Source organism: Streptomyces sp. NPDC111507, assembly GCF_055638955.1.
This window is the reverse complement of record NZ_JBVKBU010000040.1, coordinates 1-16,207: the sequence shown is the minus strand read 5'-3', so window position 1 is coordinate 16,207 and position 16,207 is coordinate 1. Positions and strand designations below refer to the sequence as shown.

Genomic DNA, 16,207 nt, shown 5'->3' with positions numbered 1-16,207 from the left:
CCCCGGACCAGCCTGATCCGGGTCCAGCAAAGCGGCTGCTGGGGGCGGGCCGATGTTCCGGCTCGCTGACTATCTGGAGCAACATGGCCGCACCAGCCGTCATCTCGTATGCCCACCCGCGTCCTTCTGGCATGCCGCCCACGCCCACCTCACCCGGCCTGACGACCTGAACAATCTCGCCATGGCTGCTCAGGACCGCTACCGGCTGCAATGGGCCCACCACCTTCATTACCGTGCCGCGGCCGCTGGCAGTGCGCACGCCTTGGTCCAGTTGGCTGAGTATGGGGACGTGGCGAGCCGTGCACGGGGCACTGACAGGCGTCGGCTCAGCCGCTCGTGGGGAAGCTCGCAGCGCTCATCGGGCACCGGGGCGGTCGCGTCGCGGCAGCCGCTCGGCGACCAGGTCGTAGGAATTCTCGACCGCGTCGGTGATCAGCCGCTCGGTGATGCCGGGACCCGGCCCCAGTGAGCTCCAGTGCCTCTTGTCGAGATAGCGGCCGGGGGTGATCGAGGCGTAGCCGCGCTCCAGTGCCCGCGCGTGCTCGGGTTCGCACTTGACCGTGATGATCGTCCGGGTCGTCGGTGACGATCAGGAACACCTTGCCCGCGACCTTGTACACGTCGAGTCTGGGGGTGAAGGGGTAGCCGTGGCTGACGTCGGGGAGGGCCAGGGCCGCCTGGCGGGCGGTGTCCTGGAGCCGGTCACCGGCCGCGCTCACCTGGCCGCCCGCGTGCCGGTGCCGTAGGTGTGCGGGTCGACGGGCCACTCGGCCTTGGGCAGGTGGGCGACGACGAGCCGGTAGGAGTCGGTGACGAGCTCCCTGACGAGCTCCTTGTCGACACCTTCTCCGCTCTCCAGGGTGATCCAGTGCTTCTTGTTCATGTGGTAGCCGGGGGTGATGTGGCTGTACTGCTCCCGCAGGGCCTGGGCCTCGCCGGGGTCCGCCTTGAGGATCACGACGGGCCGCCCAGGGACTTCGGTCATCAGCATGAACACCTTGCCGCGCACCTTGAAGACCTCCCAGTCGGGGCCGAAGGGGTGCTCCAGCTGGGCCCCGGGGAGTTCCTCCGCGCAGTCGGCGGCGGTCTTGTGCAGGGCCGGTCCGTTCATGGGGCGTTGCCTTCCTCAGGTGGTGACGGGGTGCGGCATCGAAGGACGCGGAGGGCACGCGCGCGGTCGAGGCGGCACGTCTCATCCTTCCCTCGAAGCCGACAAAGAGGGCGGTAGACTGCGGACACGTGATGGTCGACAAGCGACACTCCGGGCCGAGCGGGCAGGCCGGACCGACTGCGGTTCCGCTGTACGGTTTCCAGCCCCCGGTCGGTACTCCCTACGGCCTTGAGGTGAGTACCGTCGAGGACTTCTTCGACCAGCACGACGACTGGCCGTGGAACCCGCCCCGTCCGGGCCGTGCCACCTTCCACTACCTCATCGCCGTCACCGAGGGCGAGCTGCTGCACGACGTCGACCACGTCACGCGGACCATCGCCCCCGGCCAGTGGCTGTGGGTGCGTCCCGGGCACGCGCAGTGCTGGCATCCGCCCGGCGCGGCCCGCGGCACATTCATCCTCTTCGAACCGGACGTGCTGAGGCCCGACCTCGCCCGTCTCCTGGCCCCGCTCACCGCGCACGAGGCCCCCGCCGTGCTCACACCGCACCCCGACGACACCGCCTGGCTCCAGCAGACGGCACTCCAGCTCCTGGACGAACACCGCGCACTGGGACGCCGCCCCCTCGACATCCACCACGCCCTGCGCCGCAGCCTGCTCGAATCGGTGCTGCTGCGCCTGGCCAACTCCCCGGGCATCGCCCCCACCAGCACGACTACGGCCAGCACGGGCCACGCCGACCGGTACGGACGCTTTCTGGACGCCTTGGAGCTGCACTTTCGCGAGCTGCACCAGGCCGCGGACTACGCCGAGCTGCTCGACTGCTCGGTCCGCACCCTCAGCCGTGCCGCCCGGAACGCCACCGGCAAGGGGGTACGTGAACTCATCGACGAGCGGCGCCTCCTGGAAGCCCGGCGCCTGCTCGGAGATGCCCGGTGGGACGCCCGGGCCGTGGCCGCTCACCTCGGCTTCACCGACCCGGCAAACTTCGGCCGCTTCTTCCGCGACCGCACCGGCCTCACCCCGGCCGCCTTCGCCGCCCGCGCAGCGAGCGCTCACGTGTAACGGAAACGCGGCGCAGGCCCCGTGCCCGTCGGAGGCGACCCCCGTCGCGATCTGCTTGAAGGCCCGATGGGAGCACGGGTGGAGTGCCGGTGTTCGAGAGCTGCAGTATTCGTCCGCAGGGCGAGTGTCGAGTCGGCACCCACCATGTCCCAGTCGATCTGCCCGGACGAATTACAGGATCCCCGCCCGCGCCCGGAAGAGAACTGCGTTGATCGCTCTCCGGTGAACAGCCCACCGCTCTCCTCGGAGCCCACTTACGGGCGGGTGCGGCTCCGGACGGTGCCACTCCTCATCCGTCAGATCTCCACGCTCCAGGACCGACTGCACGGCTGACGACGCTCTGCGCAGCGGCGCCGCCGTTCTTCCACTGCCTACCCGCAGCACGCCCGCGCCGTCCTGAATCCGACACCGCCCCCGGAGGCGTCCAGCGTGCGAAAGGACGCTGGGCGTGGCGCGCAGCCAACTACCGATGATCAACTGTTCATCAAGCCGTGCGTGCCGGCGGCATCCCGGCTCCCGCCCTTGTCGCGTCGGTGCCCCAGCTGGCCAGCAGTCGTAGTGCCTCCGCGGACGGGGAACCGGGTTCGGCGTGGTACGTCGCCAGCATCTGTTCGTGGTCGTCGGCCAGGTGGAACGACTCGAGGCGGAGTTCGAGTTCGCCGACGAGCGGGTGGTGCAGGCGCTGGATGCCGTGACACTTGTCCTTGACGTCGTGGGCGGCCCACAACCGCCTGAACTCCTCGCTCTTCACGGAGAGTTCGCCCACCAGAGCGGACAGCCGGGGGTCGTTGGGATGGGAGCCGGCGTCCATGCGAAGCTGAGAGACGACGTCGTTCGCTTTTTGCTCCCAGTCCACGAACAGGTCGCGGTACTCGGGCCTGAGGAACACCAGCCGCGCCCAGTTCCGCTCGTGCGCGGGCAGCTCGGCCCAGTCACCGAAGACCGCCGCGGCCATCCGGTTCCAGGCGAGGATGTCCGAGCGCCGCCCCACGAGGATCGCCGGGCCGCCTTCCATGGTGTCCAGCAGCGTCCGCAGGGGGCCCCGCACCTGCTGGGTGCGGCCGGCCGGCTTCTTCTGCTGTTTCGGCTTCGCCAGGTGTGTGAGGTGGGCGTGCTCGGCGTCGCTCAGCCTGAGCGCGCGGGCGATGGCGTCGAGGACCTCCGCCGACACGTACTGCCCGTTGCCCTGCTCCAGGCGCGTGTAGTACCCCACCGACACCCCGGCCAGCTGCGCCAGCTCCTCGCGGCGCAGCCCCGGCACCCGCCGGTGCCGCCCGAAGTCCGGCAGGCCCACGTCCTCCGGCTTCAGCCGGGCCCGCCGGGTGCGCAGGAACTCACTGAGCTCGGCACGCGGGTCCAGAGCGCCGTCGGCGGCCTCGTGCACCGGTTGGGGGTATTCGTCCATGCCTCCGAGTATCCACGGTCGGACGCACACCAGCCTGCACCAGCCAGTGGTAGGCACAGCGGATGTACACAAAGCCGTGACCTGGGTGAATACCGGATCGTCCAGCACGCTGGGGACCATGCCCGGCTGGAAGGCAGCCGGGGCGTGGCTTGCATCAAGAACGGAGCACACCCCATGACCGCAACACAGGGGACCAAGTCGAGGACGCGCCAGAGCGACACGGCCGCGGAGGTGGTCGGCCGCCTTCGTGCGACGTTCAACACCGGCGTCACCCGCCCACTGGACTGGCGCATCGACCAGCTGCAGCGGCTGCGGGCCCTGCTGGTCGAGAACGAGCAGGAACTGATCGAAGCGCTCTGGGCGGATCTGAGGAAGAACCCCGCCGAGGCGAAGACGCAGGAGATCGACTTCACCGTCGCCGACATCGACGAGACGCTGGCGAATCTCGAGAGCTGGCTTCAGCCTCGCCCGGTGGAGGTTCCCGCCCACTTCGGTCCCACGACAACGGCCTACACCACGTACGACCCGCTCGGGGTCGTCCTGGTGATCGCTCCGTGGAATTTCCCGCTGCACCTTCTCATCGACCCCATCATCGGCGCGCTGGCCGCCGGGAACACCGTGGTGGCCAAGCCGAGCGAGGTCTCGGTGCACACCTCGGCGGTGGCTTCACGCCTGCTGCGCAAGTACTTCGACGCCGACGTGCTCACCGTGGTCGAGGGGGGAGCCGAGGAGACCACGGCCCTCATGGCGCAGCGTTTCGACCACATCTTCTACACCGGCAATGGCACCGTCGGCCGGATCGTCATGGCTGCAGCCGCCAAGAACCTCACCCCGGTCACGCTCGAACTCGGGGGCAAGTCGCCGGTCTTCGTGGCACCCGACGCCGACGTGGACGAGACCGCGAAGCGGCTGGTCGGCGCCAAGTTCGGCAACGCGGGGCAGCAGTGCATAGCCCCCGACTACGTCCTGGCCGATCCTGCCACCGCCGCCGAACTGGTCCCCGCCCTCCGTGCGGCGGTCGATGCCCAGTTCGGCACCAGCCCGCAGACCTCGGCCGACTTCGGCCGGATCATCAACGAGCGGCACTTCGACCGGCTCACCCGTCTGCTGGACTCCGGCCAGGCGGCGGTGGGAGGCCAGCACGACCGTGACGACCTGTTCATCGCACCGACCGTGCTCACCGATGTCGACCCCGCATCGCCAGTCATGCAGGAGGAGATCTTCGGTCCGATCATCGCCGTCGTCGAAGTCGAAGACCTCGATGCCGCTATCGCCTTCATCAACGAACGCGACAAGCCCCTCGCGCTCTACGCCTTCACCGAGTCCGAGGCCACCAAGTCGCGCCTGGTGAACGAGACGTCCTCCGGCGGCGTCGCCTGGGGCCAGCCGGTGATGCAACTGCTCATGACCGGCCTGCCTTTCGGTGGCGTGGGCGAGAGCGGCATGGGCCGGTACCACGGCCGGTATTCCCTGGAGACGTTCAGCCACCTCAAGGGTGTTGCGGACGTCCCGCTCAGCTAGCCTCGCGCCTCGTGAAGCAGGCTGTCCGATGGGCGATCGGCCGGCGGAAGTGCCTCAGGGCGGTGGGAGTGAGGATCGCTGAGATCGCCGTTCCCGCCACCGCCGCAATCGCGTTCCGGGTGAAGCCGTGTATCGGTCCTCTTCGCGGGGGTGCGTCGAGGTAGTCGGTCGCGGCACGGCCTGCAGACACCGATCCGTACCGACTCCGGCGGCGGCACCCATGACTTCGTCACCTGGCTGACTGCTGATCGTACGCAAGGAGCGAACGCCCTACTCCTGCGGGCAGTTGCGCTTGACCGGCGTCGACGCCGACGGCATGCGGCTCTCACCGCGTTCGCCGCCAACACCACCCTCTGCGTCGCAGACCTTCATCCCGTATTCCTCCGTATTGCAGAAAGAAAGAAACCCATGACTGTCAATATTTCAGAAGTTTCTCCCGTTCCATCGCTTTTCTCCCCCATCTCCCTCGGGAAGATCGAGCTCGCCAACCGCATCGTCATGGCACCGATCACCCGGGTCCGGGCCGGTTCCTCCGGCATTCCCGGGGACCTGATGGTCGAGTACTACCGGCAGCGGGCGAGCGTCGGAATGATCACCACCGAGGGCACCTACCCCGACCACGCGTCGCAGGGGTATGTCGGTGAGCCGGGCATCGCCAACGACGAGCAGGCGGCCGGCTGGCAACGAGTGTTCGAGGCGGTACACGCCGAGGGCGGCCGCATCGTCCTGCAGATCATGCACGCCGGCCGCGGCACCCACCCCGACATCAACGGCGGCCGCCGCATCCTCGCCCCCAGCGCGATCGCCATCGACAATAAGACGTTCACCGAGAAGGGTGAGCAGCCCTACCCCGTACCGGAAGCGATGACCACCGCAGAGATCCGGGCAGCCCTGGAGGACTTCGTCACCGCGGCCCGCCGGGCCATCGACGCGGGAGCGGACGGCGTGGAAATCCACGGCGCCAACGGCTACCTGCTCCAGGAGTTCCTCTCCCCGGCGGCCAACCAGCGCACCGATGGATACGGCGGCTCGCCGCAGAACCGCGCCCGCTTCGTCGTCGAGGTCGTCACGGCGGTCGCCCAGGCCGTCGGTGCCGAGCGGGTCGGGCTGCGGATCTCGCCGGAGGTCGACCTCGGGGACGTCTTCGAGACCGACCGGGACGACGTCCTGGCCACCTACGGCACCCTGCTCGACCAACTGCGCCCGCTGAGCCTGGCCTACCTCTCCGTACTGCACATCGAGCCGGGCGGCGACCTGGTACAGGAGCTGCGGCGGCGCTTCGACGGCAAGCTGATCGTCAACAACGGCCCCTTCGGGGGGCAGACCACCCGCGAGCAGGCCCTTCAGCACATCGAGGCCGACCACGCCGACGCCGTGGTCGTGGGCCGGGCCCTCATCGCCAACCCCGACCTGGTCGAGCGCTGGCAGGACGGCCACCCGGAGAACGAGCCGCGACCGGAACTGTTCTACGGGCCAGGCGCCGAAGGCTACACCGACTACCCCTTCCTCGAAACGGCTTGACGCCCACGGTCACGCCTGTCCATGCGGCAGCCCCACTCACCCATGGACAGGCGCCCGACCGGCGACACTGTGCCCGCCCTTTTGAGCCCGCGGTCACACCGGCGATCACCGGCCCGAGGACCGTCGGGCCCGGACTTCTCCAACTCCAGGATGGTCGCGCTGCCGGGGTCTCGGTTGCCCGGGTCTCAAGGGACTGGGTCTCAGTCATCCAGGACCACGACGTGCTTGCCCGGCGTGGCGCCGGATTCGAGGTCGGCCTGGGCGTCGCGGACCTGTTCCAGGCCGTGGTAGGCCTTCGCGACCGGGGCGTTGAGACGTCCGGCGGCGATGGCCTGGAGCTGGTGGGCGAGGACGTCGGCCGGGAGATCGGCGGCCTCACTGCCGTAGGAGGTCAGCCGCACCCCGCCCGGGATCATGAACGGACTGAAGTCGGGGATCGTCCACTGGCCCGCCAGGGCTCCGGTGAAGCAGACCGTGCCGTGCCGGCGGACGGTGCGCAGGGTGTCGGGGAGGACCGAGCAGCCGACCAGTTCCAGGGCCGCGTCGACGCCGTCCGGGATCAGCTCGCGCACCTGGTCGGCAATCGCCCCGCTGTCGACGAGGGGGTGGTCGACGCCCGCGGCCGTCAGTTCCCCTGACCTCGACTCACTGCGGGTGGTGGACAGCACGGTCGCTCCGAGGTCCTTCGCGATCGTGGCCGCGCTCAGCCCGACCGTGGAGGTGCCGCCGCGGATCAGCAGCGTCTGCCCGGCCTTGAGGTCCAGGCCGCGGGTCAGGGACCCGTAGGCAGTCTGGAACATCTCCGGCAGCGCGCCGACCACGTCCCACGGCAGGCTGGTCTCGAACGGGATGACCTGTGCCGCGGGTACGGTCACGTACTGGGCGTACGCGCCGTCGTAGGCGCGGCCCATGCCGCCCATCATCGTGGCCACCTGCTGTCCCGGCCGCAGACCGCTGTCCTGGTCGGCCTCGTCGACCACGCCGACGCCCTCGATGCCGGGCACCCGCGGATAGGTGACCTCCGCGTCCGACTCTCCCTTGCGGGTGGTGACCTTGGACTCGTTGACGCCGAACGCCTTGACCTTGATCCGCACCCAGCCGGGCTTGCGGACGGGCACCGGGAAGTCCTTGATCTCCAGCGCCTCCAGGCCGCCGGGCCGGGTGACAACGACGGCCCTCATCGTCGCCGGTGCGGCGTCGCCGGCTGCTGTCGGTTGACTCATGTCGAGTACCTCTCCGCGTTGTCCCCTGCGTTGTCCGTATCGCCCGCCGGCCGTCAGGGGCGGTCGATGCCTTCCCACAGGTCGAGGACCTGCTGGTAGTGGGCGGTGCCCTCAAAGGGAGAGTTACCGACGGTTTCCGAGGTGGGCTTGTCCGTGACCGCGGGCCACAGACGGGAGTGCTCGCCGGTGGCGAAGTCGAGCACGATGTCGCGGATACGCGTGTCACGGCTGGCCTGCTCCTCGCTACGACCCGGCCTTTCCTGACCGACCAGGGCGTACATCTCGGTGCCGTGCACGGCGGGCGCGCCCTCGGCGGGGCCGATCAGGAGGAGGTGGGCGTTGCCGCCGGCGGCGGCGTGGGCCAGAGCACCGCGAGCCGCGGGGATCGCGAAGAGGTAGTCCGCCATGACCGCGGCGCGGACCTCGGCCGGGGTACGGCCGTCCCGGTCGTAGGCGTCGACGATCTTCTGCGCGCGGGAGCGGGAGATACGCCACCCCGCGACCTCGTCGACGACGCGGTCGACGGTGCCCGGGTCGAACCGGTCGAGATCGTTCGTCACCCACCAGCCCATGTCGTCGCTGGCCATGCTCAGCATGATGTCGACGTCGCGGTGCGCGCCCGAGGCGAGGACGTCCATGGGGTGGGCGTGCACCACCGCGCCGGGCTGCCCGATGTCCAGGACGACGCCGGTGGCCTTGTTGTCCACCCCGCCGCGGACTCCGAGGTCCGTCGGGACGACCTTGCGCAGGGCGTCCCGCAGGGAGAGCGGGTCGAGGTCCAGCAGCTTCTCCGGGTTGTCCGCGACGCCGAGTTCAGTGACGAACCGGTGCGCGAGCTCCTCGGCCCACCAGGCCGGGATGCTGCGGGCGGGCCCGCCGGAAAACCCGGCCAAGCGCCGGTACAGGCCGTCGGCAGAGGAGGCGCCGAGCAGCCCGAAGGTGGAGTAGGCGCCGCCGCTGTGGCCGTAGACGGTGACGTTGTCGGGGTCGCCGCCGAAGCGGGCGATGTTCCGCTGGACCCAGGTGAGCGCGGCGATGATGTCCTGGAGGAAGAGGTTGCTGGCCTCGGCGAGCTTCCCGCCGTACTGCGAGAGCGAGAGCGGGCCCAGGGCGCCGAGCCGGTAGTTGATGGACACGCCCACCACGCGCCCCGTCGCGGCGAGACCGGCGGCGTTCGAGGTGATCTGTGTGTTCGCGATCCGCCGCCGTGGATGTAAACGGTCACCGGGAGCGCCTTGTCGGCCGACCGCTCGGGGGCCCACACGTTCAGGTTCAGGCAGTCCTCGCCCATCCCGCTGTCCGCTTCGAGCCAGTCGCCGCTGTCGGGCTGGATCGCGACGACGCCCTTCCGGTCGTACGGGAGGCTCGGATCGAAGTCCGCGACCACGGGGCGGCGGTACCGCTCGGCGGTGGCGTACGGGATTCCCCACCAGGACCGCACCCCTGGTGCAGTCGGAGCCTTGGGCGCGGTCTCGGTCATGGCGTGAGATTCCTTCCGATGCGGTTCAGGTGCTTCACACGGCGTATCGGCGGCCTTCGCTCGCGGTGACGCTCTCCAAGCATTCCCTGCACTCCGGCAAATCGCCCGGAGGACAGCGGTCACCTGGTGGTCACCAGGTGACACTTCGGCCACAAGATTTCGGTGCGGGCCATGAACTTCTCCTACGTGGCCGACGGCCGGATCGTCGGCGAACGGCGCCAGCTCGACCTCCTCCGGGTGAAGCGGCAGATCGATGCCGTACCGGCCGGTGCCGTGAACCTCGTAACGCCGGGTGAGCCTTCTGTCGTGCGGGATAGCCGCTGCCGGGAAGGGCCCGTACGGCGCGGTGGCAGAGGACGAGGGCCCGCACCGGAGCGCGGGCGCCGGCGCTGGTTCACCGCAAGAGGTCGGTCTCTCCTTCTTGATCCGGCGTCTTCGCGCAGACAGGACAGCACCCGCTGCGGTGAGAGCTGTACGCCTTGTCGCGAGCGGATGAAGGCCAGGCAGCGGAAGCCGTCCATCTCGACCTACATCCCCGTCTTCGGCCTGCACTCCACCCATTGGTGAAGAGGCGGTGTTCCGTGTGCACCGTCGCTGCGCTGCCTCCGTGTGCACCGTCGCTGCGCTGCCTAGGAAAATTCCTTCCCATTGTCCGTTTCGGCGGCAAGGCGGACGCTCGTGGTGTCGCTGCGTACAGCGGTGTCGCTCGCGGAGGCGTACGAGCGGGAGCGCAAGATCAACGACGCTTCCGCGGCGCCGTGATCCCCGTTACGACCTCACAAAGTAAGGCAGGTAAGGACGCCCCATGACCGTTCCCCCCGCGCCCCATCGCCCCAGGTCCCGTGTTACGCGGCGGGGCCTGATCGGCGCCGCAGGCGCGGTCGCGGTAGGCGCCGCACTCACCCCCGCCGCGATGGCGACCACCAGCTCCAAGTCCACCGATGCCGACAACTCGAAGGCGCAAACAACCGTGAACCGCAAGATCAGCTTCGATCGTGAGGGTCTGACTCTGGTGGGTGACCTGTTCACCCCCGAAGGCTTCGACGAGAGCGGGCACTACCAGGCGCTCATCGTGCAGGGATCGCTCACATCCGTGAAGGAGCAGATGCCCAACGCCTACGCGCAGAGGTTCGCCAAGCAGGGCTTTGTCGCGCTGGCCTTCGACTACGCCCACTACGGAGAGAGCGCCGGCGAGCCGCGTCAGTTCGAGTCTCCGGCCGAGAAGCTGAGCGATCTTCAGGCCGCCGTCACGTACCTCAGCGAGCAGCCGTACGTGGATGCCGTGGGCATGGTCGGTGTGTGCACCTCGGCCAGCAACGGCGCCTACCTCTCCGCGCAGGACCCGCGCGTGAAGGGCTTCGCGACGATCGCCGCCTTCCTGACCGACGAGGACACGTTCAAGCTGACCTACGGCGAGGACGGGATCGCCCAGCGTCTCGCGGACGCGGACGCCGGCCGCCGCACGTTCGAGCGGACGGGCGAAGCGACGATCATCCCGGTGTACAGCGAAACCGACCGGCGGGCCGCCAACTACAACCCGACGCCCGGTGCATACGACTACTACACCAACCCGGCACGAGGAAACGTCCCCGAGTACAAGAACGAATTCGACGTCACGTCCTGGGACAGCTGGATCTCCCTCGACGCGCTCAGCCAGGCCCCGAAGATCACAACGCCGACGATGGTGGTCCACTCCGACGGCTCCGCCTTCCCGGACCACGCGAAGAGGCTCTACGACAGCGTCCAGGGCGAGAAGGAACTCGTGTGGGCTGACGGAACCCACTACGACTACTACGACTCGCCCGCGCAGATGGACAACGCCGTCGCGAACGTGACGCGGTTCTTGCGCACCCACCTGGTCTAGGCGCTCGCCACAAGCCCCATCCGACTTCGTTCTGCCAGAGCCGCGCCCGGGTCCTTCTGCCCTGGGCGCGGTTCTGTGCAGGCGTGACAATGAAAGACGTGAGCGTGAGCGCGAAGAACCCGCATCTGGAGGAGCTCGGCCAGTTCCTGAAGGCCCGCCGCAGCGAACTCAGCCCGACCGCGCTCGGCCTGCCGCCGGGAGACCCTGGCACGCGGCGCGTGAGCGGCCTGCGGCGGCAAGAAGTCGCTGCGCAGGCCGCGATCAGCCATGACTACTACAGCCGCATCGAGCAGGGACGTCTGGCACCCTCCCCGCCGGTACTCGACGCCCTCGCGCACACGCTGCGCCTCACACCGGTTGAGCGCGCCTACGTCGAAGGGCTCGCCCGACAGGCCGATCGACGCACCTCACCCAGGCGTCGGCCGGCGCCGGTACGGCCGCAGATTCAGCGGCTCCTGGACCAGCTGACGCTCACTCCCGCGTTCGTGGTGGGGAAGTACCTCGACTTCATCGCCTGGAACCCGCTCGCCGCGGCGCTGCTCATCGACATCGACAAGATGGCCCCGCACGAGCGCAACTACGTCCGCATGCTGTTCGCCGACCCTCGCATGAAGGACTTCTATGACGACTGGGAGGGCATGGCCCGCACCGGCGTCGCGCTCTTGCGCATGCAGGTCGTCGACAACCCCAGCGACCCACGGCTCGCGAACCTGGTCGGCGAACTCTCGGTCGGCTATCCCCTCTTCCGGCAGTGGTGGGCGAGCCGCCATGTCGCCAGCCAGAACTTCGGCAGCAAGACCATCCACCACCCGGAACTCGGCGAACTCACCCTCGACTGGGACAGCTTCTACTGGAGCGGAGACCCTGACCAGCACATCACTGTCTGGTCACCCGCCCCCGGCTCCCCCAGCGAAGAGAAACTGCGGATCCTCAGCTCGTGGATCCAGCAATCAGCGACTACCAACGACGTCACCACCAGACGAAACGGATCATGACAGGGACTGCCGCATGGTGGTTGCGGTGTCTGACGAGCCGCTGACAGACGGTTTCGCCGGGTCAGGAGGGGGTCGGGCTTGCCCCGCGGCATCGGCGACGGCGCCGCGCAGCGGATCACCGTGACCGGAGAGCACGATGTCCGCTCCAGTGAAGCCAACACCTCCAGGGACGTCCGCGCCTGTGCCATGTCGTGCGTGAACACCGGGGGCACATGAATACCGCAGGTTTGGAATACCGACACTTCGCCAGTGCCTGTACCCGGGCGGCGACCCCGCAGTACTCATCCCCCGCATCCCGCGCGCAGTCCTGACGTGGGGCGTGTTCTTACGGCACCCTCACCCTGACCACGAATGCGGATGCGAGTGGGACGACACCTGGCGCATGGTCTGGGCACCCCACACCGAGCCCGGGGCTGTTCCCGTCACCGCCATGCGCCACCCCGCTGCCGCGGTGGCTGCCGCAGGCATCCCGAATCCCGACCGGGGCAAGTTCGCGACGTGGGCAGCCTGACGCACAACTGGCTACTAGGAGCAGCCGGGTACGGTGCTGGGGCTGCCACAGTTGTTGGGCTGGTTGCCGAGGACAGGACTGGCGACCAGCGTCACCGTGCCGCTGGCGTTGAAGATGCCGCCACCGGTTGCACCCGTTCCCAGCGCCCGGTTGTTGGTCACCGGGTTACGGGTGAGAATCACCGTGCCGCCGCCCGTATTGAAGATGCCGCCGCCGCGGGAGTTCGTACCGTTGGCGGTGTTGCCGGTGACCGTGCCCCCCGTCATCGTCATGGTTCCGGCTTGCGCGATGCCGCCGCCCTGCGGGTTGGTGCCGGTGACGTCGTTGCCAGCGACTTGGGTGCTGGTCAGCGTTGTCGTGGTGCCGACGGCGGCGGCGATCCCGCCGGCCAGGATCCTTGCGTGGTTGCCGGTGATCGTGCTTGCGGCGAAGGTCGCCGTGCCGGAACCCCCGAACGGGCTGACGAACACCGCCCCGCCAGCACTCCCCGTGTTGTTGCGGAGCGTGCTCCTGTTGACGCTCACCGCGCCGTTGTCGTTGTCGATGGCCCCACCGAAGCTGTCCGCGGTGTTGGAGATGAGGTTGGCGTCATTCAGCGTCAGTGCGGGACCGCCGCCGCTGAGCCAGACGGCACCGCCCCGGCCGTTGCCGAGGCCGGAGGACGCATGGCCGTTGCTGAGGGTCAGGATGTTGAGAGTGAGGTTTCCATTGGGACCGTCGACTTCGAAGAAGCGGAAATTGGCCGCGGTTGCGGCTCGTGTGATGGTGTCGCCGCTTCCGTTGATCGTGACGTTGCTCATGATGACGGGCAGTCCGTTGTCGTCGTTGGGCGGTACGGCGTCGGTGAGGGTGTAGGTGCAGCCGGGCCTGAGGTTGACCGTTCCGCCCACTGTGGCGACGGCGCCGATCGCGGCTTGCAGGTCGCTCTCGCTGCAGCTGGTCACGTTCACGGTCAGCGCCCGTCTGGTGTCACGGGTGGTTCTGCTCGCCTCGGCGGAGGGAGCGCCGAGCACGGGTTTGGCAGGCGCAGTAGCCGACTGCGCCACGCCGAGTACGTCCGGACCCGGTGTGGCGGCTTGTGCGGTAGCGGGCAGCGCAACGACGCCAAAAACGGGGGTGAGTCCCATGAGGACGGGGGCGATACGAGAGATACTCAGACGCATCGGGGCTCCTTCGGGCGGATCGCGAGTGTCGTTCCCGTAAGCAGTATCGAAATACCGACAGAAATGATTCATATCGGATTAATCCTCGGGAGGGTGCCACGCCCGGCAACCGAGAGATCTCGCCTGATCAGTCGTAGGTGGCAAACCGCACGCGCACGCACGGCCCCGAAGCGACAGCAGCATCCACCCCGCCGGAGCAGCAGGCGTCAGCCGGGCGTTCGTGCCGACCTCGCCGGCCTCGTGTACACCAGCACCTGCACCCTGAACCCGACCACCGCGAGCGCCTCCAGCACCGACAGGGCGACGAGCAACCCGCTCCCGTCCCCGCTCGCCCAGAACACCACCAGTGCCGCCAGCGGCACCGCGCAGAACGCCGTCAGATCGATCACGGCTTGGATCGTCTTGCGGGTCCGCCGACGGCCGTCGGTCCGGTGGTACGCCGCCCAGCCAAAGGTCGCGAAATCCCCGTCCGCGGAGGCCAGTTGCGCAAGCCACGGCCCCAGCTCATCCCGCACGTAGTGCCCGATCGCCGTGATCTTGTCGCTGGTCAGCGTGGACTCGACCACGGTCCGGGCCCATCATGATGCTGCCGGGATGATCGTGGAGCCCGAGATCCTGAACGCGCTGGAGAAGGCCGCCGCGGAAAAAGGGGCGCCGGCCAGGACCAAGACGGGCAACTGGACCCGGAGCGGGAAGAACGACGACGCGTGAGGCGTCGCCGCAGGGCCCGACTCGCCGCTGCTGACCTGGGACGTTCCCGCGGCGGACTGACCACCAAGACGCACCTGTCCTGTGTGCCGCAATGCCTGCCCCTCTCGCTCAGGATCACTGCGGGGCAAGCCGGAGACAGTCCGCAGTTCATCCCCGTCCTGAACAAGATCCGCGTCCCCGGCCCGGTCGGCCGGCCCCGCACCCGGCCCGACGCAGTCGCGGGCGATAAGGCGTACTCGTCCCGCCAGAACCGTTTCCACCTGCGCAAACGTGAGATCAAAGCGGTCATCCCCGAGAAGAAGGATCAGGCCGCCCACCGCAAGAACCGCGGCTCACGCGGCGGACGGCCCGTCAACTGGGACAAGCAGCTGTACAAGCTCCGCAACAGCGTCGAGCGCACCATCAACAAGATCAAGGACTGGCGCGGTCTCGCTGTCCGCTACGACAAAAAGCCTGAAAGCTACCAGGCCGGACTCGAATTATGTGCCGGTCTCCTCTGGATCCGACACCTCGGATCAGAACCTTGATCACAACTCCGCACAGGTCCTAAAGGGCCCGGATCCTGCCGTCCCAGAATCCGGGCCCTTTTGCGTTGCAGAGGCTTGATGCGAGTGTCGCGTACCCCAGTCGGGATGCGTCCACTGTGCGCTTCTCACGATCACGGAGGAGCGCGTCGCACACCTTGTCGCGTTCTTCCGGCGACATCTTGAACAAGATCAGCGTCGCTGCTTCGACGCCGTCGTGGTACGGGAACATCTTTGGTGACCGCCCCTCAGGGTCGTCACCAGAGATGGCTTCTCGCGGCTCGGGAATGGACTCTTTCGGGCGTCCCTGACCGTCGGCTGCGGCTGATGGACCGCGCTTCTCGTCGGCCGTTACCGATCCGTGATTATTCACGCCGTGAAAATCCGCTGGTTCAGCAGCGGGCTTGTGACGGGCCTGCGCCCTCTGCCGTGAGGCTGCCGCCCGCTCGTCAGCCTTCGCCTTCTGAGCTTCCGGGGACAGCTTGCTCAGATTGCGGACATGCTCGGCTTTGCGCTCGCCCGTCATCAACTCCTTCTGCAACTCAGGTGAGAGCTTCAGGAGAGACAGCTTGCTAGAGAGCGTGGACGCGGACATCGACAGCCGCTTGCACGCCTTGGTCTGCGAGCCGCCGTAGTAGTCAACCAGTTGCTTGAGAGCGTTGGCTTCCTCGAGGTCGGTCATCCCCTCCCGGTGGTAGTTCGCGATGAACGCGGACTCCAGAAGCTTCTCGTCATTACTCAGCCGAGCGTCATCGACCCGCACCGGGATGGTCGCCAGCCCGACGCGACGGGCCGACTCAAGACGCCTGTGACCATCGACGACAACGTACTGAGTGCCCGCATCCAGATCGCCGGCGCGGTCTGGCCCACTCCGGACACAGGCGTCAACCGTGCCAACCACGATCGGCAGGATGACGCCGACCTCACGAACCGACGCGACGGTGTCGCCCTCGCTACCCGCTGACCCGCCCCACCCAGTAGCACCCACCCCCGAGCGTCGCGCCCGACCTTCCCGGCCGGGCGCGACGCTCCGTCGTTCCCGTCTTCACCACGTACCTGGAGGCATCTTCGTGCACCCGATCCGCCTGATCTCGTTCGGCTACCTGCACCTTCC

The 16,207-nt window shown here is 68.3% G+C and carries 13 protein-coding genes and 3 pseudogenes; 6 read left to right on the top strand and 10 right to left on the bottom strand.

All coding sequences use genetic code 11. From position 1 onward, the window contains the following. Window positions 1-355: 355 nt before the first annotated feature. The gene (locus ACZ7M2_RS52070) at window positions 356-529 is read right to left on the bottom strand and encodes an MmcQ/YjbR family DNA-binding protein (RefSeq protein WP_471601312.1); all 174 of its coding nucleotides are present in this window, start codon (window positions 527-529) and stop codon (window positions 356-358) included. A gap of 186 nt (window positions 530-715) precedes the next feature. After that, window positions 716-1,111, bottom strand: a complete 396-nt coding sequence (locus tag ACZ7M2_RS52065) for an MmcQ/YjbR family DNA-binding protein (RefSeq protein ID WP_471601311.1) — start codon at window positions 1,109-1,111, stop codon at window positions 716-718. Between the two features lie 233 nt (window positions 1,112-1,344). On the opposite strand from ACZ7M2_RS52065, the gene ACZ7M2_RS52060 reads away from it, so the two are divergent. After that, on the top strand, window positions 1,345-2,175 hold the full coding sequence (locus ACZ7M2_RS52060; RefSeq protein ID WP_471601310.1) for a helix-turn-helix domain-containing protein: 831 nt from the start codon (window positions 1,345-1,347) through the stop codon (window positions 2,173-2,175). Between the two features lie 177 nt (window positions 2,176-2,352). On the opposite strand, the pseudogene ACZ7M2_RS52055 reads toward ACZ7M2_RS52060, so the two are convergent. Both ACZ7M2_RS52055 and ACZ7M2_RS52050 read right to left on the bottom strand, forming a co-directional pair. Continuing rightward, window positions 2,353-2,490, bottom strand: a pseudogene (locus tag ACZ7M2_RS52055) (IS5/IS1182 family transposase); the annotation flags it as partial. 169 nt (window positions 2,491-2,659) lie between these two features. Beyond that, complete coding sequence (locus ACZ7M2_RS52050) at window positions 2,660-3,580, bottom strand: helix-turn-helix transcriptional regulator (RefSeq protein WP_471601309.1); 921 nt, start codon at window positions 3,578-3,580, stop codon at window positions 2,660-2,662. A gap of 174 nt (window positions 3,581-3,754) precedes the next feature. On the opposite strand from ACZ7M2_RS52050, the gene ACZ7M2_RS52045 reads away from it, so the two are divergent. After that, the gene (locus tag ACZ7M2_RS52045; RefSeq protein ID WP_471601308.1) at window positions 3,755-5,101 is read left to right on the top strand and encodes an aldehyde dehydrogenase family protein; all 1,347 of its coding nucleotides are present in this window, start codon (window positions 3,755-3,757) and stop codon (window positions 5,099-5,101) included. Between the two features lie 408 nt (window positions 5,102-5,509). After that, window positions 5,510-6,622: an alkene reductase gene (locus ACZ7M2_RS52040; protein ID WP_471601307.1), complete on the top strand. Its 1,113-nt coding sequence runs from the start codon at window positions 5,510-5,512 to the stop codon at window positions 6,620-6,622. A gap of 200 nt (window positions 6,623-6,822) precedes the next feature. On the opposite strand, the gene ACZ7M2_RS52035 is transcribed toward ACZ7M2_RS52040, so the two are convergent. The 3 genes and pseudogenes from ACZ7M2_RS52035 to ACZ7M2_RS52025 all read right to left on the bottom strand — a co-directional run. After that, window positions 6,823-7,845 carry an alcohol dehydrogenase catalytic domain-containing protein gene (locus tag ACZ7M2_RS52035; protein WP_471601306.1) on the bottom strand — a complete coding sequence of 341 codons (1,023 nt, stop codon included), beginning with the start codon at window positions 7,843-7,845 and terminating at the stop codon, window positions 6,823-6,825. Between the two features lie 53 nt (window positions 7,846-7,898). Further along, the gene (locus ACZ7M2_RS52030) at window positions 7,899-8,981 is read right to left on the bottom strand and encodes a carboxylesterase family protein (RefSeq protein ID WP_471601305.1); all 1,083 of its coding nucleotides are present in this window, start codon (window positions 8,979-8,981) and stop codon (window positions 7,899-7,901) included. A 110-nt stretch (window positions 8,982-9,091) separates the two neighbouring features. Beyond that, a pseudogene (locus ACZ7M2_RS52025) lies at window positions 9,092-9,325 on the bottom strand (carboxylesterase family protein); the annotation flags it as partial. Window positions 9,326-10,130: 805 nt separating this feature from the next. Here ACZ7M2_RS52025 and ACZ7M2_RS52020 point away from each other — a divergent pair. Next, window positions 10,131-11,189, top strand: a complete 1,059-nt coding sequence (locus ACZ7M2_RS52020; protein ID WP_352054164.1) for an alpha/beta hydrolase — start codon at window positions 10,131-10,133, stop codon at window positions 11,187-11,189. Window positions 11,190-11,287: 98 nt separating this feature from the next. Then, entirely contained in the window at window positions 11,288-12,184 is an 897-nt protein-coding gene (locus ACZ7M2_RS52015; RefSeq protein ID WP_471601304.1) for a helix-turn-helix domain-containing protein, read from the top strand. A 525-nt stretch (window positions 12,185-12,709) separates the two neighbouring features. Here the strand turns inward: ACZ7M2_RS52015 and ACZ7M2_RS52010 are convergent. Continuing rightward, the gene (locus ACZ7M2_RS52010) at window positions 12,710-13,858 is read right to left on the bottom strand and encodes a hypothetical protein (protein ID WP_471601303.1); all 1,149 of its coding nucleotides are present in this window, start codon (window positions 13,856-13,858) and stop codon (window positions 12,710-12,712) included. Between the two features lie 206 nt (window positions 13,859-14,064). Beyond that, window positions 14,065-14,424 carry a hypothetical protein gene (locus ACZ7M2_RS52005; RefSeq protein WP_471601302.1) on the bottom strand — a complete coding sequence of 120 codons (360 nt, stop codon included), beginning with the start codon at window positions 14,422-14,424 and terminating at the stop codon, window positions 14,065-14,067. On the opposite strand from ACZ7M2_RS52005, the pseudogene ACZ7M2_RS52000 reads away from it, so the two are divergent. Next, window positions 14,396-15,096, top strand: a pseudogene (locus tag ACZ7M2_RS52000) (IS5 family transposase); the annotation flags it as partial. The gene ACZ7M2_RS52005 and the pseudogene ACZ7M2_RS52000 sit on opposite strands and share 29 nt — an antisense overlap. Before the next feature lie 19 nt (window positions 15,097-15,115). On the opposite strand, the gene ACZ7M2_RS51995 reads toward ACZ7M2_RS52000, so the two are convergent. Beyond that, complete coding sequence (locus ACZ7M2_RS51995; protein ID WP_471601301.1) at window positions 15,116-15,994, bottom strand: ParB/RepB/Spo0J family partition protein; 879 nt, start codon at window positions 15,992-15,994, stop codon at window positions 15,116-15,118. Window positions 15,995-16,207: the final 213 nt, after the last annotated feature.